Origin of the sequence: Janthinobacterium darwini, from assembly GCF_051380905.1 — a bacterium.
Classification (GTDB): Bacteria; Pseudomonadota; Gammaproteobacteria; order Burkholderiales; family Burkholderiaceae_D; genus Janthinobacterium.
Genome location: NZ_JBNYXX010000001.1, coordinates 52,463 through 71,425 on the forward strand (window position 1 = coordinate 52,463; position 18,963 = coordinate 71,425).

18 protein-coding genes and 1 pseudogene are annotated in these 18,963 nt (G+C 62.4%); 4 read left to right on the forward strand and 15 right to left on the reverse strand.

Annotated elements, in window-relative coordinates; all coding sequences use genetic code 11:
• Positions 1–15: 15 nt before the first annotated feature.
• Together ACQ4WZ_RS00260 and ACQ4WZ_RS00265 are read right to left on the reverse strand one after the other, a co-directional pair.
• Positions 16–1,227, reverse strand: a complete 1,212-nt coding sequence (locus ACQ4WZ_RS00260; protein ID WP_436572296.1) for an O-antigen ligase family protein — start codon at positions 1,225–1,227, stop codon at positions 16–18.
• Positions 1,228–1,481: 254 nt separating this feature from the next.
• Positions 1,482–2,720, reverse strand: a pseudogene (locus ACQ4WZ_RS00265) (malic enzyme-like NAD(P)-binding protein); the annotation flags it as partial.
• Positions 2,721–2,927: 207 nt separating this feature from the next.
• Between ACQ4WZ_RS00265 and ACQ4WZ_RS00270 the strand changes: the two are divergent.
• Positions 2,928–3,953, forward strand: coding sequence for a LacI family DNA-binding transcriptional regulator (locus ACQ4WZ_RS00270; protein WP_133989482.1), 1,026 nt, complete (start codon positions 2,928–2,930; stop codon positions 3,951–3,953).
• 72 nt (positions 3,954–4,025) lie between these two features.
• Positions 4,026–4,565 (forward strand): hypothetical protein, encoded by a 540-nt coding sequence (locus ACQ4WZ_RS00275; RefSeq protein WP_436572297.1) that lies wholly within the window; start codon positions 4,026–4,028, stop codon positions 4,563–4,565.
• 4 nt (positions 4,566–4,569) lie between these two features.
• Here the strand turns inward: ACQ4WZ_RS00275 and ACQ4WZ_RS00280 are convergent, their stop codons facing one another.
• The 11 genes from ACQ4WZ_RS00280 to ACQ4WZ_RS00330 all read right to left on the reverse strand — a co-directional run bounded on the left by ACQ4WZ_RS00280 (position 4,570) and on the right by ACQ4WZ_RS00330 (position 13,773).
• On the reverse strand, positions 4,570–5,193 hold the full coding sequence (locus tag ACQ4WZ_RS00280; RefSeq protein ID WP_101482610.1) for a LysE family translocator: 624 nt from the start codon (positions 5,191–5,193) through the stop codon (positions 4,570–4,572).
• A 79-nt stretch (positions 5,194–5,272) separates the two neighbouring features.
• Positions 5,273–6,055 carry an AraC family transcriptional regulator gene (locus ACQ4WZ_RS00285; RefSeq protein WP_101482609.1) on the reverse strand — a complete coding sequence of 261 codons (783 nt, stop codon included), beginning with the start codon at positions 6,053–6,055 and terminating at the stop codon, positions 5,273–5,275.
• A gap of 2 nt (positions 6,056–6,057) precedes the next feature.
• The gene (rng, locus tag ACQ4WZ_RS00290) at positions 6,058–7,521 is read right to left on the reverse strand and encodes a ribonuclease G (protein WP_034747098.1); all 1,464 of its coding nucleotides are present in this window, start codon (positions 7,519–7,521) and stop codon (positions 6,058–6,060) included.
• A 42-nt stretch (positions 7,522–7,563) separates the two neighbouring features.
• Positions 7,564–8,184, reverse strand: coding sequence for a Maf family protein (locus ACQ4WZ_RS00295; protein ID WP_436572298.1), 621 nt, complete (start codon positions 8,182–8,184; stop codon positions 7,564–7,566).
• Positions 8,185–8,189: 5 nt separating this feature from the next.
• Positions 8,190–8,660, reverse strand: coding sequence for a 23S rRNA (pseudouridine(1915)-N(3))-methyltransferase RlmH (gene rlmH, locus ACQ4WZ_RS00300; RefSeq protein ID WP_034747108.1), 471 nt, complete (start codon positions 8,658–8,660; stop codon positions 8,190–8,192).
• A 6-nt stretch (positions 8,661–8,666) separates the two neighbouring features.
• Positions 8,667–9,356, reverse strand: coding sequence for a ribosome silencing factor (gene rsfS, locus ACQ4WZ_RS00305; protein WP_101482607.1), 690 nt, complete (start codon positions 9,354–9,356; stop codon positions 8,667–8,669).
• Entirely contained in the window at positions 9,357–10,028 is a 672-nt protein-coding gene (gene nadD / locus ACQ4WZ_RS00310; RefSeq protein WP_279587384.1) for a nicotinate (nicotinamide) nucleotide adenylyltransferase, read from the reverse strand. It abuts the gene before it with no gap.
• Complete coding sequence (gene hemF / locus ACQ4WZ_RS00315) at positions 10,025–10,939, reverse strand: oxygen-dependent coproporphyrinogen oxidase (RefSeq protein ID WP_101482605.1); 915 nt, start codon at positions 10,937–10,939, stop codon at positions 10,025–10,027. The genes nadD and hemF overlap by 4 nt, the downstream gene beginning before the upstream one ends.
• A gap of 101 nt (positions 10,940–11,040) precedes the next feature.
• A complete protein-coding gene (locus ACQ4WZ_RS00320; protein WP_436572299.1) occupies positions 11,041–11,844 on the reverse strand; it encodes a hypothetical protein in 804 nt (267 codons plus the stop codon).
• The gene (locus tag ACQ4WZ_RS00325; protein ID WP_436572300.1) at positions 11,841–12,485 is read right to left on the reverse strand and encodes a hypothetical protein; all 645 of its coding nucleotides are present in this window, start codon (positions 12,483–12,485) and stop codon (positions 11,841–11,843) included. Before ACQ4WZ_RS00325 ends, ACQ4WZ_RS00320 begins: the two co-directional genes overlap by 4 nt.
• Before the next feature lie 4 nt (positions 12,486–12,489).
• Positions 12,490–13,773 carry a hypothetical protein gene (locus ACQ4WZ_RS00330; RefSeq protein ID WP_436572301.1) on the reverse strand — a complete coding sequence of 428 codons (1,284 nt, stop codon included), beginning with the start codon at positions 13,771–13,773 and terminating at the stop codon, positions 12,490–12,492.
• Between the two features lie 44 nt (positions 13,774–13,817).
• Here ACQ4WZ_RS00330 and ACQ4WZ_RS00335 point away from each other — a divergent pair, with 44 nt between their 5' ends.
• Positions 13,818–14,018, forward strand: coding sequence for a hypothetical protein (locus ACQ4WZ_RS00335; protein ID WP_436572302.1), 201 nt, complete (start codon positions 13,818–13,820; stop codon positions 14,016–14,018).
• A gap of 192 nt (positions 14,019–14,210) precedes the next feature.
• Here the strand turns inward: ACQ4WZ_RS00335 and purD are convergent, their stop codons facing one another.
• Both purD and ACQ4WZ_RS00345 read right to left on the reverse strand, forming a co-directional pair.
• Complete coding sequence (gene purD / locus ACQ4WZ_RS00340) at positions 14,211–15,479, reverse strand: phosphoribosylamine--glycine ligase (protein WP_101482601.1); 1,269 nt, start codon at positions 15,477–15,479, stop codon at positions 14,211–14,213.
• Between the two features lie 60 nt (positions 15,480–15,539).
• On the reverse strand, positions 15,540–16,265 hold the full coding sequence (locus ACQ4WZ_RS00345) for a YebC/PmpR family DNA-binding transcriptional regulator (RefSeq protein WP_101482600.1): 726 nt from the start codon (positions 16,263–16,265) through the stop codon (positions 15,540–15,542).
• Positions 16,266–16,450: 185 nt separating this feature from the next.
• Between ACQ4WZ_RS00345 and ACQ4WZ_RS00350 the strand changes: the two genes are divergently transcribed.
• A complete protein-coding gene (locus ACQ4WZ_RS00350) occupies positions 16,451–18,922 on the forward strand; it encodes an alkaline phosphatase D family protein (protein WP_436572303.1) in 2,472 nt (823 codons plus the stop codon).
• Positions 18,923–18,963: the final 41 nt, after the last annotated feature.

Below are 18,963 nucleotides of genomic sequence, written 5' to 3' on the forward strand. Positions count from 1 at the left end.
CAGACGGAAAACGAATCAGCTCATGCGCTTTTGATGGCGCAGCAGAGACCACAATATCACCATCGGGAAGACCAGCATGATGATGCCGATGTTCAGGGTGAGCGAACTCGTCGTCAGGCCAAAAATCATATAGCAAGTGCACAGCATCACGCCAGCCAGCGCAAATGGGCGGGCTGCAGCGGCGCTGCGCAGCAGTGCCTGCGCAAACAGGGTCAACGGCAGCAGGAAAAGCAGCAGCAGGGCCAGCAAGCCGAAGATGCCACGCTTGACCAGGGAGTCGATGTAATCGTTATGCGCATTGGTGTAATTCAGGACGATCTCGCTCATTTTTCCTTCGGCCGACAGCTCTTGCTTTGCCTCTAAGTAGCCGTTACGCCCCATGCCTAGCCATATATGGTCATTTGATAAAGTGAGTGCGGTACGCCACATTTCCAGCCTTTGGCCGACGGACGTGCTGACGTTGTCGCTGTCTTCAAATTTTTTCAAATCTTCTACGGCATCTGCCGCTCGCTCAAGCACAGGTGAATTGGGCACTGCGTAAGACAGTACGGCCACGGCCAGTAGCACCGCCACCAGCCCAGTCATATAGTGCTTGCCGCGTGTTCTCGCATAGTGGACGACAAATATGCATCCACAGACGGGCAGCGCCAGCCAGCCGCCGCGGCTGCCGCTGATAACGGAGCCGAAAATTCCGATAAGGCCGCCGGCCAGCACTAATACGCTCCAGGCGATTCGGTGGCGCTGTTTGATGGCCCATTCGAGCCCACATAACGATAACATGCCAAACAGCATGCTGACATTGCCATAGTGAATAGCATTGCTGGTGGCGGCCTGTGGCCGGAAGGGGCTGCTTGGGATATATTGTGTGGCAGCCAAGGCGGCGCCCGCGATAGCGCCGATTGCCAAACCGCCCCACCACGCCTCAGGCCGCGGTGGATAGGCAATCAGCAGCAGCAGTACGGGTATAGCCAGCAGCGCCCGCAGGGGCATGTCGAGTTCGCGTGCCGGATCGCCGTGGTACAGCATATTGGCGGAAAAGATGAGGAAGTACAGCAGCAGGGCGCCGAGCATCAGATAATCCTGGCGTTGCAGATTCAGGCGGGGACGTTTCCATAGCAGGAAGGTGCTGGCGAGCAGAAGGGTCAGGGCTCCGAATGAATATCCGCTATTGACAGCCAGCGCCAATGCCAAGAAAAGAAAAACAGAAACAGAAGTCAGGCCGAGCATGAAAATCCTTGGTAACGCACATCATCGCCATCCTGGCAAATGTAGCAACATAAAGTAGGCATCATTGTAATCGAAGGCACTGGCAGGAACGCCCCTGAGAAATATGCTTCCGTATAGCTATTTAGGCGGTTTCAAGGGCAAAAATGAAAAAAACCATGGTTTTTAGCCATGGTTTTTTTTGTAAGCAATGGTAACTTGCCGTTAATTTGCCAAGGCCGGCAGGCCTGTCATGCGTATCAGGCGCTGGCCGGTACGCGGGTAGCCACGCCGGTGGCGATGGCCGCTTGCGATACGGCAGGCGCGACCCAGCTGCGCAGACGCTCGTCGAACGGCGACGGAATCAGTTGCAGCGGCGTCAGCGCGCTGGTGGTGTGGCCCGGCAACGGTTCTTTTGCCAGCGCGGCGATGGCGCGCACGCAGGCCAGCTTCATCTCTTCGTTGATGGTGGTGGCGCCCACGTCGAGCGCGCCGCGGAAGATGTACGGGAAGCACAGCACGTTGTTGATCTGGTTCGGGTAATCCGAGCGGCCCGTGGCGACGATGGCGTCGTCGCGCACGGCATGCACTTTTTCCGGGGCGATTTCCGGATGGGGGTTGGCCAGGGCGAAAATCAGCGGCTTGGCGGCCATCGATTCGACCATCTGCGCGCTCACCACGCCGCCCTTCGAGACGCCGATGAAGATGTCGGCACCGACCATGGCATCGGCCAGGTCACGGTCGCTCGTGTCATTCGCGTAGCGCGCCTTGTTCTCTTCCATGCTGGCATCGCGGCCCGGGTAGATCACGCCCTGGCTGTCGCATACCTTCAGCAGCGACTTGTTCAGGCCCAGCGAGACGAGCAAGTCGAGGCAGGCGATCGAGGCGGCGCCGGCGCCCGAGACGGCCACTTTCACGTTGCCGATATCCTTGCCCACCAGCTCCAGGCCGTTCAGGATGCCGGCCGCGACGATGATGGCCGTGCCGTGCTGGTCGTCGTGGAAGACGGGAATGTTCATGCGCTTGCGCAATTGCTGCTCGATATAGAAGCAGTCCGGCGCCTTGATGTCTTCCAGGTTGATGCCGCCGAAGGTCGGCTCCATGCGCACCACGGTGTCGATGAACAGGTCGGGATCGTTCTCGGCCAGTTCGATGTCGAACACATCGACGTCGGCAAATTGCTTGAACAGGCAAGCCTTGCCTTCCATGACCGGTTTGCTGGCCAGCGGGCCGATATCGCCCAGGCCCAGCACCGCCGTGCCATTCGTGATCACGGCCACCAGGTTGCTGCGCGAGGTGTAGATGCCGGCCGTGCGCGGATCTTCCACGATGGCTTCGCAGGCGAAGGCCACGCCCGGCGAGTACGCCAGGGTCAGGGCGCGGGCGTCGCCCAGCGGTTTGGTTGGCGTGACGGAAATCTTGCCTGCGCGGGGTTCGGCGTGATAGGCGAGGGCGGCTTCTTTCAGGTTGAAGGTTTCGCCGTTCTGGTCGGCGTGCTTGCTGTGGGAAGTAGACATAAGAATTCTGGGAAGGGCATACAGGGCCCGAGTGGTCAATCCGGGCCATGGTATGCAAGCGTTTGCACGCTGTCAAGGCTGGATTGTGCTTAAGAGTCCCAAAACCGCTTTGGGCAACGGCTTTATTTCAATGCAAGCGTTTGCTCGGTTTTTGACGGAATGGGGAATTTTTACGATAAAATCACGGTATTGCGATCCGGGAAGCCCATGACAAACAAGAACCCCACTTTAAGTGACGTCGCGCGGGCCAGCGGCGTGCACTTTTCCACCGTCTCGCGCGTGATGAACCCGGCAACGCGGCAAATGGTCAGCGCCGAGGTGGCTGCGCGCGTGCTTGCCGAGGCGGGCCGGCTCGGCTACCGGCCCAACCGCGCCGCCTCTACGCTCGTCACGCGCAAGTCGCGCATCATCGGCGTGGTCTTGCCCGACATTACCAATGCTGTGTTTCCACCGATTCTGCTGGGCATCGAGGAAGGCTTGCGCAAGCATGGCTACCTGGCCATCGTCGCCAATGTGGGCGCCGATGAGGAAGAGCAGCTGTTCGTCATCAACCGGCTGCTGGGGCAGCAGGTCGATGGCCTGATCCTGGCCACGGCGCGCCGCCACGATCCCGTCATCAAGATGTGCATCGACCAGAATGTGCCTGTCGTCACTGTCAACCGCAGCGACGAGACGGGCGTCGCTTCCTGCGTCGTCAGCGACGACGTGGTCGGCATGCGCCTGGCCGTGGAGCACTTGCTGGCGCTGGGCCACCGCCATATCGCGCACATTGCCGGTCCGGAAAACCTGTCCACGGGCCACGTGCGCCGCCTGGGTTTCCTGGCCGCCATCCAGGCCAGCGAACTCGATCCTTCGCAGGCGTTTGTCTTTGAAAGCAGCGGCTATTCACGCGAATGCGGCAAGGCAGCACTGCTGGAACTGCTGCGCCAGTCGCCACAGACGACGGCCGTGGTGACAGGCAGCGACCTGGTGGCCATCGGCTGCTACGATGCCATCCGCGAACTGGGTTTGAGCTGCCCCGAAGATATTTCCGTGCTGGGCCACAACGACATGCCTTACATGGACATGATCCGTCCGCCCCTGACCACCATCCGCATCCGCCACCATGGCATCGGCACGGAAGCGGCCCGGCTGATCCTGCAAACCATCGATTCGCCCGATTCCCCCGTGCTCGACGTGCGCCTGAAACCCGAACTGGTGGTGCGTGAATCGACTGCCGCCCCCAGGGGCTGATGCAACGCCTGGGGCCGCCCCGCTGCAAGGTGGTACACTGGCGCCCCTCAACGTATTTTGCCCTCCATCGCCATGACCAAAACCACCACGCCTTCCCCCAAACGCCGCGAAGAGGGCGCCGTCAAGCTGACCGTCAATCCCTTCCTGGACGCCGAGTTTTACGCACGCATGCGCGACTACACGGAGCGCGACGCGGCCATCATCAAGGAATTGAAAGCGATCGCCGAGATCCGCGCCGGCAACAAGCAGCCTGACCCGCGCCAGGCGCCGTCGTTACAAGCATTGCGCGATACCGTCAAGAAAGGCCTGACGTTTGGCGAAATGCTGGACCGTATTGCCGCTGGCAAGGAAAAAGGCCTGTGGGAACCATGGATGACGACCTTCGGCATCGAGATCCGCGCCGTCAACTACGGCGCCGGCCCGCGCAACGCCTGCCTGGTGCTGGACCTGGCCGCGAATGCCCCGGCCCACGCCATGTTTGCCAAGGCCGGCATCCAGAACTGGCGCAGCATGGCCGCCGACGACTGCTCCGTCGTGCGCTCGGAAAAGGCGACGGAAACCACGCCCTTGAAAGTGTATGCCGTGTTTTATCTGGACCCGCTGCCCGCCTGACCCGTCAGACGCTGCTGCTGGCGATATTCGCCAGCAGCGCCACCGCCAGCACGATCAGCATGACGCCAGATAACCGTTCCAGCAGCGGTAGCGCGCGCGCAAAGCGCTGGCGCAGCGTGGCGCTGCCGATCGCCAGCGCCACCGCCATATCCCACGCCAGTACGGCAAAGACCATCCAGGCGCCATACGCCACCATCGCACCGTGGCTCGTCTGCCTGCTGGCCAGCACGGTGGCCAGGCTGACATAGAACAGCGCATTCTTCGGGTTCAGGATGGCGCAGACAAACCCCATCACAACACCGCCGCGCCAGTGCGCCTTGCCGGCGGCAGACACGGCTTCCAGGCTGCCCTTGCCTGCATGGCGCAGGAACAGCCAGCCCAGGTAGAAAAGATAGCCACAACCCGCCAGTTGCACCATAACAAAGGTTTTGCTGTCCGCTTGCAGCACCGACAAGCCGCCAAACGCTGCGACGATAAACACACCATTGGCCAGCGTAATGCCGACACAGGCGCCCACCGCGCCGCGCCAGCCCTGCGCCAGCGCGCTGCGGGCGACGAGGAAAAAATCGGGACCGGGCGACAGCAGGGCCAGGAAGTGGGCGGCGGCGATAAAGAAGAAATCCTGCATGTAAGTCGGCTCCGGCAATGGCGATGCGCGAGTATGCAGGGGCTGGCTACAGCCTGTATTGAAGAAAATTGCAGGCGCTTCAGCCGCGATAGCGCCCTGGGGTGGTGCCCGCATGCGCCTTGAAGACGCGCTGCAGATGGCTCTGATCCGCAAAGCCGAGTTCACAGGCGATATCGGCCAGCGCCACGCCTGCATGCAAGCGATGGCGCGCGCGGTTCACGCTCAGGTTCAGCTGATACGCATGCGGCGTCATGCCGGTGGCGGCACGGAAGGCGCGGATCAGCTGGTAGCGGCTCATGCCAGCCAGTTGCGACAGGTGTTCCAGGCTGGCCGGCGGCTGCCCCTGGAGTCGCTGCAGGACGGGGCGCAGCTGTGCAGGTATGACTGCCATCCCGGAGGGAAGGGGCGTCGTCTCGCTGGCGTTGACGCAAGCGTGCAGGAATGCCAGCAGTGCGGCGTTTTTCGCGTGCGTGCCGGCGCTGGAAAACAGCAGCGCATTCATGCTGCAGAATTGCGCGTACAGGACGGGAGCATGCAGCACGCTGGCGTTGTCCATGCACAGCTGCGGCACCTTGCCCTGTAGCCATACTGCATCGAGATGCAGCATCTGGTAGCTCCAGAGGGTGTCAGGCAGGGGATTGCAGGCGTGTACGCAGCCGGCTGGTACCAGCACCAGGCTGCCGGCGCTGAGAGCGCTCTGGCGGCCATGGCTGCCCGTGAATACGCTGGCGCCCGCGTCGACGGCGCCGATGGAAAATGTGGGATGGCTGTGGGGCTTGTAGCACGCCCGGCTGTGGCAGGCGCGCCGGCTCTCCACATGGGGTAAAAACGGGTCGCGCCAGAAGGAAGCAGTGCCGGGCATGACTACATCAAAATGACGTCGTACTGCTCCTGGTGGTAGGCGTTTTCCACCTGCAGCGAAATCTTCTTGCCGATGAAGTCGCCCAGCATGGCCAGGTGCTGCGATTCTTCCTCCAGGAATAGATCGACCACTTCCTGTGACGCGAGGATGCGGAACTCGCGCGGGTTGAACTGTTTTGCCTCGCGCAACAGTTCGCGCAGGATTTCATAGCAGATCGTGCGAGAGGTCTTGACTTGACCCTTGCCGGCGCAGGCTGGGCACGGTTCGCACAGGATGTGGGCCAGCGACTCGCGCGTGCGCTTGCGCGTCATTTCCACCAGGCCCAGCGGCGAGAAATTGCTCACCGACACCTTGGTGCGGTCGCGCGACAGTGTGCGTTTCAGCTCGGCCAGCACGGCGTTGCGGTGCTCGGCGTTGTCCATGTCGATGAAGTCGAGGATGATGATGCCGCCCAGGTTGCGCAGGCGCAGCTGGCGCGCGATGGCGTGCGCTGCTTCCAGGTTGGTCTTGAAGATGGTGTCGGCAAAATTGCGCCCGCCCACAAAGCCACCCGTGTTGACGTCAATGGTGGTCATCGCTTCCGTCTGGTCGACGATCAGGTAGCCGCCCGATTTCAGGTCGACTCTGCGCCCCAGCGCGCGCAGGATTTCTTCTTCCACGCCATATAAATCGAATAGGGGGCGCTCGCCCGTGTAGTGCTGCAAACGCGTCAGTTCGCTGGGTGTGTAGATTTCCGCGAATTCGCGCAATTTCACATAATTTTCGCGCGAGTCGACCTGGATGGTGGCCGTTTCATCGCCGACGAAGTCGCGCAGCACGCGCTGCGCCAGGCTCAAGTCCTGGTGCAGCAGGCTGGTGGCGGGACGCGTGCGCGCGCCGTGTGTGATGGTGCTCCAGGTCTTGCGCAGGTAGTCGACGTCCGCCTTCAGGTCCGCGTCAGAAGCGTCCTCGGCCATGGTGCGCACGATGTAGCCGCCCTTTTCATCGGGCGGCAGCAGGCTTTGCAGACGCACGCGCAATTGCTCGCGCTCCGCTTCCTTTTCGATTTTCTGCGAGATACCGATGTGCTTGTCTTGCGGCAGGTACACCAGCATGCGCCCGGCGATGGAAATCTGCGTCGACAGGCGCGCCCCCTTGGTGCCGATCGGGTCCTTGATCACCTGAACCGTCAGCACCTGGCCGTCGAACAGGATTTTTTCGATCGGCGCCGGTGTCGCGTTCTGGCCATCGTGGCCGCGCGCTTCCCAGATGTCGGCCACGTGCAAAAAGGCGGCGCGCTCCAGGCCGATGTCGATGAAGGCCGATTGCATTCCTGGCAACACCCGCACCACTTTGCCGGAATACACATTGCCAGCCAGGCCGCGCGTGAGCGTGCGCTCGATGTGCAATTCCTGCACGGCGCCCTGCAGGATGAGGGCGACGCGCGTTTCTTGCGGCGTGATATTGATCAGGATGTCTTCGTTCATGGAGGCGGGGAGTGGAGGCAACGAATGACATCATACCCGGGATCAGGGCAGGGGCAAACCCGCCAGCCTTAGCAACTGTGCAGTTTCGTAAAGAGGCAGGCCCATGATGCCGGAATGGCTGCCTTCGATATGCTCGACAAACAGCGCTGCGCTGCCCTGGATGCCGTAGCCGCCGGCCTTGTCGTACGGTTCTGGCGTGGCGCAATACGCGGCGATGGCGGCGGGCGTCAACGCGCCGAAGCGCACTTGCGACACCTGCGTGCGCTGCTCGGCGAAGTCCTTGTAGTGCACGGCGATCGAGGTGAGTACCTGGTGCGTGCGGCCCGACAGTTGCTGCAGCATGGCCACGGCCTCAAGGCGGTCGGCCGGCTTGCCGAGGATGATGCCGTCGATGGTGACGGTAGTGTCGGCCGCCAGCACGGGACGCGGGGTCAGGTGGCGGCGGCGCACCAGGTCCCAGGCAAAGGCGGCTTTTTCATTCGACACGCGGGCGACATAGTCGAGCGCCGATTCGCCAGCGAGGACTTCCTCGGTGACGTCGGCGCCGCGCGGGCCGTCGCTGCGCAGCAGCAGCAATTCGAAATCGATGCCGATCTGGCGCAGCAGTTCGCGCCGGCGCGGACTTTTGGAAGCAAGGTAGATCTTGTGATCAGCCGTTTTCATGGGGGTCAGACACGATGGTAGGGGTGGTTTTGCGTGATCGACCAGGCGCGGTACAACTGCTCGGCAAGGATCACCCGCACCACGCCGTGCGGCAGGGTCATGCTGGAAATGCGCAGCATGCCTTCAGCACGCGCCTTGAGTTGCGGATCGAGGCCGTCGGCGCCGCCGATCAGGAAGGCCGTATCACGGCCATCCTGCTGCCACGCCATCAATTGCTGCGACAGACCTACGCTGGTCAGGTCCTTGCCGCGTTCGTCGAGGGCGATGATGCGCACGCCCTTGGGCAGGACGGCTTCGATGCGTTCGCGTTCCAGCGCCATCGCCGTGGCGGCGGTCTTGCTGCCGGAACGTTCCACCGGCTTGATTTCTTTCAGCACGATGCGCAGTTCCGGCGGCATGCGCTTCGCGTATTCCGCGAAGCCCGTCTCTATCCAGGCCGGCATTTTATGGCCGACTGCAGCGATGATGAGCTGCATCGAGGCTTACGCTTCGACTTTTTTGATACGCTTGATCACGGTTTTTGCCGGTGCAGCATCGGCTGCCGGCTTGGCCGCGCGTGGGGCGCGCACTTTTTTCTCTGGCAGTGCTTTCAAGGCTTTCACTGCAGCTGCTTCGGTCTTGGTAGGCGCGACTTTCACGGTCTTGCCGACGGCTTTGGAAGCGGCGGCTTTTTTCGCCGGGGCTTTCTTGGCGGCGGTGGCTGCCGTGGCTTTCTTGGCCGGTGTCTTTTTCTCGATCACGGGCGAAGCTTCCACATTGGCCTTGCTCGCTGCCAGATGGCCGCTGACCTTTTTCGGCTCGTCGCCGGCCGCTTTTTTCGGCGCGCGCTTGGCGGCACCCAGCTTGACCGGGGTGTCGCCCCAGATTTCTTCCAGACGGTAGTAAGCGCGGATAGGCGCTTGCATGATGTGAACGATCATGTCGCCCAGATCGACGAGCACCCATTCACCCGTTTCCTCGCCTTCCATGCCGATGATTTGGCCGCCGGCGTCCTTGACCTTGTCGCGTACCGAGGCGGCCAGCGCCTTGGTTTGACGGTTCGAGGTGCCGGAGACGATCGCGATGCGGTCGAACAGGCTGGTCAGGTGACTCGTTTCGAATACGGCGATGTCTTGGCCTTTGACGTCTTCAAGGGCGTCAACGACGAGAGTTTGCAGTTTTTTGATGTCCATTTAGCTTTTGTATAAATTGTGTTGTTCAATATAGTCTAGCACTAGCGGGGAAACAAGCGAGTTTGCCCGATTCCCCCGTTGTAATGCCGCACGTATTTCGGTGGCGGAGATATCCACCGCGAAGTCCTGTGCCAGATAAGTCAGACCGTGCGGCGTGTTGCGGATGCTTTCCAGTGACCCCAGGCGGCGCGAAAATTCTTCGGCGACCACTTGCGGCACTGCGGTGTCATTCAGCGCGAAGCCGGGGCGGGCCGCGACGCAGATATGCGCGTATTCAAATAATTGCTGCCATTCGCGCCAAGTCGCGAGCCGCTGCAGCTGGTCGGCGCCCATCAGGAAAACGATGGAAGCGCGCGCTCCCAGCTCGGCGCGTACCTGGCGCAAGGTATCGATGGTGTAGCTGGCCTGGCCATGTTCGCTGCGCTCGATTTCCTGGCGGTCGACCACGACCGGCAGGGGCAGGCCGGCAAACGCCAGGCTGGCCATCTCGGCGCGCTGCTGGCCGCTGGCGCCCAAGTTACCCTTTTGCCAGGGCGCGCCGGCCGGAATCACGCGCAGTTCATCGGCGTGCAGCAGGCAGGAAAAATGCGTGCCCAGCGCGACATGGCCCATATGCACCGGGTCGTAGCTGCCACCGAGTAGCGCCACGCATGCCGTACCACTTTCCTTCACGCCTGCAGCCAGTCGCGATGCACGAGGAAGTCAGTATACAACGCCGCTTCGGGACTGCCCTCTTCCGGGTGCCAGTCGTAACGCCACTTGACCACGGGCGGCATCGACATCAGGATCGCCTCGGTGCGTCCGCCCGATTGCAGCCCGAACAGGGTGCCGCGGTCGAACACCAGATTGAACTCGACATAGCGTCCGCGCCGGTAGCATTGGAAATCGCGTTCGCGTTCGCCGTAGGGCGTGTCCTTGCGCCGTGCCAGGATCGGCACATAGGCGTCGATGAAGGCATCGCCGGCGCTGCGCAGCATCGCAAAGCTGTTGTCAAAGCCCAGGGCATTGAAGTCGTCGAAGAAGATGCCACCGGCGCCGCGCGCTTCGCGCCGGTGTTTCAGGTAGAAATAATCGTCGCACCACTGCTTGAACTTCGGATGCAGCTCCGCGCCAAACGGCGCCAGCGCATCATGGCACACCTGGTGAAAGTGCTTCACGTCGCCCGCGTCGCCGTAGTACGGCGTCAGGTCCATGCCGCCGCCGAACCACCATACGGGGGCGCCATCGGCATTCACCGTGCTGAAAAAGCGCACGTTCATGTGCACCGTTGGTGCGTAGGGATTACGCGGATGCAGCACCAGCGACACGCCCATTGCTTCCCATGCCTTGCCACCCAATTCAGGGCGCGCGGCCGCGGCCGATGGCGGCAGTGCGGCGCCGGTGACGTGCGAAAAATTCACGCCGCCACGCTCGAACACATTGCCTTCCTCGATCAGCCGCGAAATACCGCCACCGCCCTCGGGACGTTGCCAGGTATCGGTCAGAAAAGGCTTGCCATCCTGCGCTTCGAGCGCCTGCACGATACGGCTTTGCAAATCGAGCAAATACGCCTTGACGGCCGAAGGAGAGGGAGTTGACGACATCGCGTGGGCCGACGAGGCCGGAATAAAAAAGTAAGGACGGATTGTACCCTGTAACGGATTTTTGTGATAGCAAAACCGGCGATGGGCTTGCTGTCGAGGATTCAGGGCCTGGTTGGCGGCGCCTTGCCCTGTATCAGCTGCACCTCGAACTGGGGCGCATCCGCGCCCGGCTGGCGGGCACCTTCGACGACGTCCGCGGCGCGCTGCTGCAAGTCCGTGCGTTCGACCGTGTCGGCCGGCTGCGCGGCCGGCGCTGGCTGCTCGCGCTTGAACCACAACTGCCCCGCAACCGCCACGACCATCAGCATCACCAGCGTGGCCGCCACCAGCATCACGTGCAAGGGGCGCGCTGCGCGCCGGCCATACCGGGTCGGCGGTTTGCCGGCGGCGTCGACGATCACGCGTGCCAGTGCCGAGCCATGCGAACGCACGCGCGTTTGCATCGTCTGGTAATCCTGCTGCGACAAGGTGCCCTGTTTCAGCATATGGCGCAAGGCCGCCACGGGCGAGGCGGTCAGGCAGTCGTCCGGCAAGCAGTCATGAAAAGCGTCGCGCTGCCACTGGTTGATCACGTTTTCGTCGTACAGCGTGTCGACCGCCTCGCGGTTCACCTGCTGCAGCGCTGCGGTGGCCAGTTGCCGGCGCTGGTCGCCGACGGGCAGCTTGTGCAGCATCTGGAAAAAACGGTTCTCGGGCACCAGTTCCGTGCTCAGTAGCCAAGCCAGCGTCTTGACCTGGTCCGCAGTCATCGCCAGTTCGGGTACATCGATGTCTTCGGCGGCATTGTGCGCTCGCTGCAGTTCGATGATTTGCAGCTCGGCCAGCGTGTCGTCGTATTCGTCACTGTTGATCAGGCCCAGATGCTGGAGTTCGCCGAGCGGCTTGAGGCGCGGATCGCTGCTCATGCTAGCCATCCTGTGACGGCGCGGTAAATCACCGACATCACCAGTATCATGCCCAGCACGATCAAGGCGCCTTTCCATGCCGGCGGGCGCTTGTAAGGAATAATGTCGTGGCCGTGCCGCAGCCTGGCCGCTTGCATGATTTCGCGCGCCAGTTCGCTGCCGTGTGTGCGCACGCGCTCTTCGAGCGCCTCGAACTGCGGCGTCGGCAGGACGCCGTTGACCACCAGCCAGCGCATGGCGATCCAAGCTGAATAGAACATGCGGTCGGCTGGCACCGCCGCGTGTGCCGCATCGCGCTGGAACTGGTTCAGCAAATCGAGTTCGTACAGGGCGTCGACCTCGCGGCGGTTGTAGTGCCGCACCCCCTCAGCTGCAAGCGCCTGTTGCCGGGGTGGCAGTCTGGCCACGCGCTTGTCGAAGTCATTCTTGGGCAGCAGATCGGTGAGCAGCAGCCAGCCCAGGGTGCTGACCAGATCGGCGTCCTGCGCCAGTTCCGGCATGTCGACCGGATCCTCGGGCGGGTGCAGGCGCTCATGGGCGGCGACATTGCGTTCCGAATTGGCCTCGTCCAGTTCCTGTGCGGTGATCAGGCCAAGCTGGTGCAGCTGGCCCAGCGATGCGTGAGGCGGTTCGATATGCATGGACTTACTCTTTTACTTTGGCCTGGCGCAGTTCGCCGGCAAATTGCGGCGTCACCGACCAGCCCTTGCCGGCGCTTTCTGCGCTGCTGCGCTGGAAGGTGAAGTCGCCTTCCAGCATGACCGCCGATCCGCCGTTGAGCATGCTCAGCACGGCGTCATTGCTTTCGATCAGCAGGCGGCAGGAATATACGCCCGGCGAGATTTCCTTGCATGGCGCCAGCGGTTCGATTTCGGCGATTTCGCGCGTGCGCTCCATCGATCGCGTCAGCGAAAACGCTTGCCGTGGCTGGGGCATGATGCGCGCTCCATCCATGCCGGCGCGAAACGCTTTTTCCATCGCCTCGCGTCCCAGGGGCTTGGCTTGCTGGGCAAAGTCGCCATCCTGGATTTTGCCAAAGCGCGCCTGGACCAGCAACGGTTGCGCGCCCACATAGCTGATGCGGCTCTTGCTGCTGCTGTCGTCGCGCGCGACGGTATAGGCATAGTCCATCTTCTCGCCATCGAGTGCTATCGTGGCCAGGCAGCCACGGATATTTTGTTTCGAGGCGTAACCCGCTTCTTTCACGTCGTGCAGGCTTGCTTTGCCCGTGCCTTCCGGCGCCGCCTTGTTGAGCATGCGCGTCACGGTGGTGATCGTGTTGGTGGAGTCGCACTCGGGCACAGAATTGCCGCTGAGCAGGTACCAGGCCATGCCGGCAAGCGCCAGCGGCGCGACGATTACCCAGGTCAGGCGCGAACCGGGAAACAGGCCATCGAGGATCACGCCGCGTACCGCCTTTTTATGTTCATCCTGGCGCCCTTGCGCATGCTGGATCACGCGCTTTGCCTCATCACTGCCGCCGGACTCGATGCGCCGGGCCATGGACTTGAATTCTGCGCGCGGCAGCAGTCCCACATGCAGCATCCAGTTCAGCGCCTCGCCCGGCGTGGGCAGCAAAACGTCGCCGGGCAGGTGTGCCAGTGCCCGCTGGTACAGCTCCGGCGTGATCAGCATGTCGTCACGCAGATGATCGAGCGATACGCGATTGAGCACTTCCACCAGCTGCTGCAATATCGACAAACGCAGTGCCAGCTCATCGCCGCTGAAGTGGCGCGCCACGCTCAAGGACAGGCTTGTCACATCCTCGGACGTAACGATCTGGCGCCGGTACAACCACATCAAGGTGTCGGGTAGCGGCGTACCGATGGCGAGCTGTGGCAAGTCGGGATGCGCCAGCGCCTGCTCGCGCTGGCGGCGCGTGAGCAGCTTCAGCACGTGCAGCGCCTCGACAGAAGTATGCGGGGACACAGGTAGATTGCTTGTCATCGGGAGGGGGGTGATCAGGAACCAAGATGATAAACTTTACAATGCAATCTCCTTTCCCTAGCGCACTATTGAATCTGTGCCTGATCCAGTTCTTTCCTGAACTGCGGTATTACTGGCCAGTTCTTGCCATTTCACCGCTCGCGCCCGATGGGCTGGCCCTGCTGCGCAAAGCCGCCATGCCAGGCGAGGTGGCCAGGCAGCCTGGGGTTCTTTCCGGCCAGGCATAGCTGCTGAACCAGTATCAGGCGAGGCCGGCAGCGAGGATCAGCCAGATCAGGGGACTCAGCGGGGCATCCTTATCGGGTGCGGCAAGGCCGGCAGCAGTGCTCAAGGAGAGGGATGGGCAATGACAATCAAAATGAAAACGGGCCGGGGCGGATGATTCCGCGCCGGCCCGCCGTGTGATCACTATGGGGTGATCAATGCTTCAAACCGCGCCAGCCGATGTCGCGGCGGTACTGCGCGCCGTCGAAATGGATTTTTTCCACGGTTTCATACGCCTGCTTCTGCGCCATCTTGATGCTGTCGCCCAGGCCCACCACGCACAGCACGCGGCCGCCGTTGGTGACCAGGCGCTCGCCCTCGATGCGGGTGCCCGCATGGAAGGTGACGGAGTCGGCCGTTTCGGCCGGGATGTCGCCGATCGGCGTGCCCTTGACGGGATCGTCCGGGTAGCCGGCGGCAGCCATGACGACGCCGACAGCCGTGCGGCGGTCCCATTCCAGTTCCACCGCGTCGAGCGTGCCGTTCACGGCATGTTCCATGACGGTGACCAGGTCGGTTTTCAGGCGCGCCATGATGGGCTGCGTTTCCGGGTCGCCCATGCGGCAGTTGAATTCCAGCGTCTTCGGCGTGCCCTTGTCGTCGATCATCAGGCCCGCATACAGGAAGCCCGTGAACGTGATGCCATCCTTGGCCATGCCCTGGATGGTCGGCACGATGATCTCGCGCATGACGCGCGCATGCATGGCCGGCGTGACGATCGGTGCCGGCGAGTACGCGCCCATGCCGCCCGTGTTCGGGCCCTGGTCGTGATCCTTCAGTCGTTTATGGTCCTGGCTGGTGGCCAGCGGCAGGATGTTCTTGCCGTCGCACATGACGATGAAGCTGGCTTCTTCGCCGGCGAGGAATTCCTCGATGACGATGCGCGCGCCTGCGTCGCCGAACTGATTGTCAGACAGCATCATGTCAACTGCCTGATGCGCTTCTTCGAGGGTCATGGCAACGACGACGCCCTTGCCGGCGGCCAGGCCGTCGGCCTTGATGACGATCGGTGCACCCATGGCATCGATGTAGGCATGCGCTGGCGCGACGTCAGAGAACGTCTGGTAGGCGGCTGTCGGGATGCCGTGGCGCTGCATGAAAGCCTTGGCGAAGTCTTTCGACGACTCCAGCTGCGCCGCTTCTTTCGTCGGGCCGAAGATTTTCAGGCCGCGCGAGCGGAACAGGTTGACAATGCCCGCCGCCAGCGGCACTTCCGGACCGACGACCGTGAGACCGATGTGTTCTTGCTGAACGAAGTCGGCCAGCAATTGCGGGTCGCTGATATCGAGATTGACCAGGCGCGCATCGCGCGCGGTGCCGCCGTTACCCGGCGCGACATACACCATCTGTATGCGTTCGGACTGGGCCAGTTTCCAGGCCAGGGCGTGTTCGCGGCCGCCAGAGCCGACTACCAGAATTTTCATAGGGACCGTTCGTTCAGTGTGGGTTGCAGGGCGGCGGTGCCGCCCTTGTGTGCGAAGTGATTAATTCTCTATCAATGCATTGGTGAAGACTTCCTGGACGTCGTCCAGCAGTTCCAGCGCATCGATCAGTTTTTGCATCTTGATGGCGTCGTCGCCCGCATACACGGTTTCCGTTGCCGGCTTCATGATGACTTCGGCCACTTCGGCCTTGAAGCCGGCCGCTTCCAGCGCTTCCTTGACGGTGGCGAAATCGTGCACGGGGGTCAGCACTTCGAAGCCGCCTTCCTCGTCGGCGATGACGTCGTCGGCACCCGCTTCCAGGGCTGCTTCCATCAGCTTGTCTTCATCGGTGCCCGGCGCGAACAGCAACTGGCCGCAGTGCTGGAACATGAAGGCGACGGAGCCTTCATTGCCCATGTTGCCGCCATTCTTGTTGAAGGCGTTGCGCACTTCGGCCACCGTGCGGACCTTGTTGTCGGTCATGCATTCAACGATGACGGCCGCGCCGCCCACGCCGTAGCCTTCGTAGCGCACTTCTTCGTAGTTGGCGCCATCGACGCCGCCGCTGCCGCGGTTGATTGCGCGCTGGACGTTGTCTTTCGGCATATTCGCGTCGGCCGCCTTGTCGACCGCCAGGCGCAGGCGCGGATTGGCCGCGATATCGGCGCCGCCCATGCGGGCCGCGACCGTGATTTCCTTGATCAGGCGCGTCCAGATTTTGCCGCGCTTGGCATCGGTGGCAGCCTTTTTATGCTTGATATTGGCCCATTTGCTATGTCCTGCCATGTCGAATCTTCCTTAGACGGGTGTTCAATTGTGGCCGACATTTTAGCATATTGCCCCCCTGCGAAGCGGCATGGCCCCGTCATCAAGCCGACACATTTTGTTGTTAAAGTGATGCGCTTTCATGTTATGCATCATCCCACCACTCCAATAATCAAGATTAAGGGCGCGACATCATGGCAAGTCAAATGGATAGACGGCAATTTCTGAAATTGGGCGGTTTTATCACTGTTTCTGTCGCCACTGTCGGCCTCGCCGCCTGCGGCAGCACCGATTACAGCGATCCTGGCGTGCCGCTGGCATCGGGCAGCGACTGGAAATTCCCGCAAAGCGTGGCCTCGGGCGATCCGCGCGCCGACAGCGCCATGCTGTGGACGCGCGTCGTGCCCGCCAGCTTCGATGCCGTCGCGCCCGCCGTGGCCGGCAAGGAAGAGGTCGCTGTACGCCTGATCGTCAGCGTGGCGGACAATACGGCCGCCCTGGGCAGCAATACGGCCCTGGCCGGCACACCCATCGTCGATGCGAAATTGCCGCTGAAAGCCGATTTCGACAATACCCTGCGCCACAAAGTGACGGGCTTGCAGCCGGGCCAGGTGTATTTTTACCAGTTCATCGCCGGCGACGTGCGCTCGAACGTGGGCCGCTTCAAGACGGCCCCTGCCGCCACGGCCGACGTGAGCCAGTTGCAGTTCGCCTACCTGACGTGCCAGGACTGGAGCATCAACCACTGGGGCGCGCTGTCGCACATCGCCGCCAACGAATCGCTCGATTTCATCGTCCACCTGGGCGATTACATCTATGAAACGGTGGGCGAGGCCTTCCAGAGCGGCGCCGTGGAAAGCCGGCACGACCAGCTGAAGTTGCCGGACGGCACGTTTAAAAGCGGCAGCGCGGGCGCCAAGTACGCGACCACGGTGGCCGACTACCGCTACCTGTACAAGAAGTACCGTACCGACACGCGCCTGCAAGCCGTGCACGAGCGCTTCGCCTTCATCGCCATCTGGGATGACCACGAATTCACGGACGACGCCTGGCAGGACGCCTCAACCTATGAAAACATCGTGGCAGCCGATGGCAGCGACCTGCATCAGCCAAATCGTCGCCGCAGCGCCAACCAGGCCTGGTTCGAATACATGCCGGCCGACGTCACCTTCGATGCCGCCGCGACAACGTTCCAGAACATCCAGATTTACCGCGATTTCCAGTTCGGCAAACTGATGCAGCTGGTGATGACGGATGAGCGGCTGTACCGCGCCGACCATGCGATCGCCGAGTCGACCATCAACCCCGCCACGGGCAAGCCGCTGGGCAGCATCGGCAGCCGCTACCTGGTGCCGCAAGCGCTGTTCGACAGCGTGGAAGGGCAGAAAATGGCGGCCGCCACGAAGGCCGGTGCCGACCCGCTGGCAGCGGTGGGCATGCTGGGCAGCACGCAGCGCGACTGGTGGAAAAGCAAGATGAAGGCGGCCACGTCGACCTGGAAGCTGTGGGGCAATGAAGTGTCCTTGCTGCGCATGGGCTTGAATGGCACGGATGCGATTGCCACCTTGCTGGCCCTGAGCGCCATGTCGAATGTGGGCAAGGCCATTGCCAGCACCCTGCCTTTGGTCGGCGGCAGCGTGCCGCTGGCCTGCGCCATCGTGGCCGCCTCGACGGCGGGCGCCTCAGCGAGCGTGGCGCAGGCAGCGGCCATGGCCATTGCCGGTGCCGCCGCCAATGCCAGCGCACAGGGCGCCGCTGCCGTGGGCGCCGGCTTGAGCGCGGCCCAGGCCGGCATCACGGTGGCCGCCTACAACAGTGGCTCGCCGACGGCAGCCGCGCAAGTGATCGCCTTTGGCTGGATCAAGCCCGACGTGCAGGCCAAAGGCGCAGCATCGAGCTTTGTCGCCGCATCGGGCCAGCAAGCCGCGCTGACGCCATTCTTCACGCGCTTCCTGCTTAATTGCGACCAGTGGGATGGCTATAACAGCGAGCGCAAGAATCTGATGGCGCACCTGAAAACGAATGCCATCGGCAATGTGGTGGCCATCACGGGTGATATCCACTCCTTCTTTGCCGGTACGGTCAGCGACGATTTCGACGCGGCAGGCGGCGGCACGCCCGTCATGGTGGACCTGGTGTCGGCCGGCGTCAGCTCGGATTCCTTCTTCAGCTACCTGAAGTCGGCGGCTGGCAGCATGGGCGACATTGGTACCCTCGTCAGCTACCCGCTGGCGATTCCCGTCACGGGCCTGGGCACCGTCAATCTCGACGTCAACCTGCTCGACTACACCATGGGCAAAGCCGTACCCACCGTCGACAGCCTGCTGGAGCAGTTGCGCGTGCAGCTGCGCGGCGCGCTGGCCGCCAAGGGCGTGCCGGAGGCGCAACTGGATGCAACGGTCGCGGCCGTGCAGGCTGGCTTGAAAGCGAGCACTGACTTCAATACCACCCTGCTGGGCCTGGCACAACAATTGTCCGGCCTGGGCAACAATCCGTGGATCAAGCATTTGAATACGGATGCGCAGGGTTACACGGTGGTCACCTTGACGCCGGGCAAGCTGGTGGCGCAGTTCAAGCAGGTGAATAAACTGATCGGCACGGCGGCGCCGGCGAACGTGATTGCGCGCGTGACGACGGCCACGGTGGCGGCGGGCGCGGCGGCGGTGGTGGTGTCTTAAATTTGTTTCTAATTTATGGGGTCAGACCCTCAATGCCGCTA

Bases quoted from the DNA above. Each gene is read 5' to 3' on its own strand.
- ACQ4WZ_RS00260 (WP_436572296.1), bottom strand. From the start codon at position 1,227: ATGCTCGGCCTGACTTCTGTTTCTGTTTTTCTTTTCTTGGCATTGGCG.
- ACQ4WZ_RS00270 (WP_133989482.1), top strand. From the start codon at position 2,928: ATGACAAACAAGAACCCCACTTTAAGTGACGTCGCGCGGGCCAGCGGC.
- ACQ4WZ_RS00275 (WP_436572297.1), top strand. From the start codon at position 4,026: ATGACCAAAACCACCACGCCTTCCCCCAAACGCCGCGAAGAGGGCGCC.
- ACQ4WZ_RS00280 (WP_101482610.1), bottom strand. From the start codon at position 5,193: ATGCAGGATTTCTTCTTTATCGCCGCCGCCCACTTCCTGGCCCTGCTG.
- ACQ4WZ_RS00285 (WP_101482609.1), bottom strand. From the start codon at position 6,055: ATGCCCGGCACTGCTTCCTTCTGGCGCGACCCGTTTTTACCCCATGTG.
- rng (WP_034747098.1), bottom strand. From the start codon at position 7,521: ATGAACGAAGACATCCTGATCAATATCACGCCGCAAGAAACGCGCGTC.
- ACQ4WZ_RS00295 (WP_436572298.1), bottom strand. From the start codon at position 8,184: ATGAAAACGGCTGATCACAAGATCTACCTTGCTTCCAAAAGTCCGCGC.
- rlmH (WP_034747108.1), bottom strand. From the start codon at position 8,660: ATGCAGCTCATCATCGCTGCAGTCGGCCATAAAATGCCGGCCTGGATA.
- rsfS (WP_101482607.1), bottom strand. From the start codon at position 9,356: ATGGACATCAAAAAACTGCAAACTCTCGTCGTTGACGCCCTTGAAGAC.
- hemF (WP_101482605.1), bottom strand. From the start codon at position 10,939: ATGTCGTCAACTCCCTCTCCTTCGGCCGTCAAGGCGTATTTGCTCGAT.
- ACQ4WZ_RS00320 (WP_436572299.1), bottom strand. From the start codon at position 11,844: ATGAGCAGCGATCCGCGCCTCAAGCCGCTCGGCGAACTCCAGCATCTG.
- ACQ4WZ_RS00325 (WP_436572300.1), bottom strand. From the start codon at position 12,485: ATGCATATCGAACCGCCTCACGCATCGCTGGGCCAGCTGCACCAGCTT.
- ACQ4WZ_RS00335 (WP_436572302.1), top strand. From the start codon at position 13,818: ATGATAAACTTTACAATGCAATCTCCTTTCCCTAGCGCACTATTGAAT.
- purD (WP_101482601.1), bottom strand. From the start codon at position 15,479: ATGAAAATTCTGGTAGTCGGCTCTGGCGGCCGCGAACACGCCCTGGCC.
- ACQ4WZ_RS00345 (WP_101482600.1), bottom strand. From the start codon at position 16,265: ATGGCAGGACATAGCAAATGGGCCAATATCAAGCATAAAAAGGCTGCC.
- ACQ4WZ_RS00350 (WP_436572303.1), top strand. From the start codon at position 16,451: ATGGATAGACGGCAATTTCTGAAATTGGGCGGTTTTATCACTGTTTCT.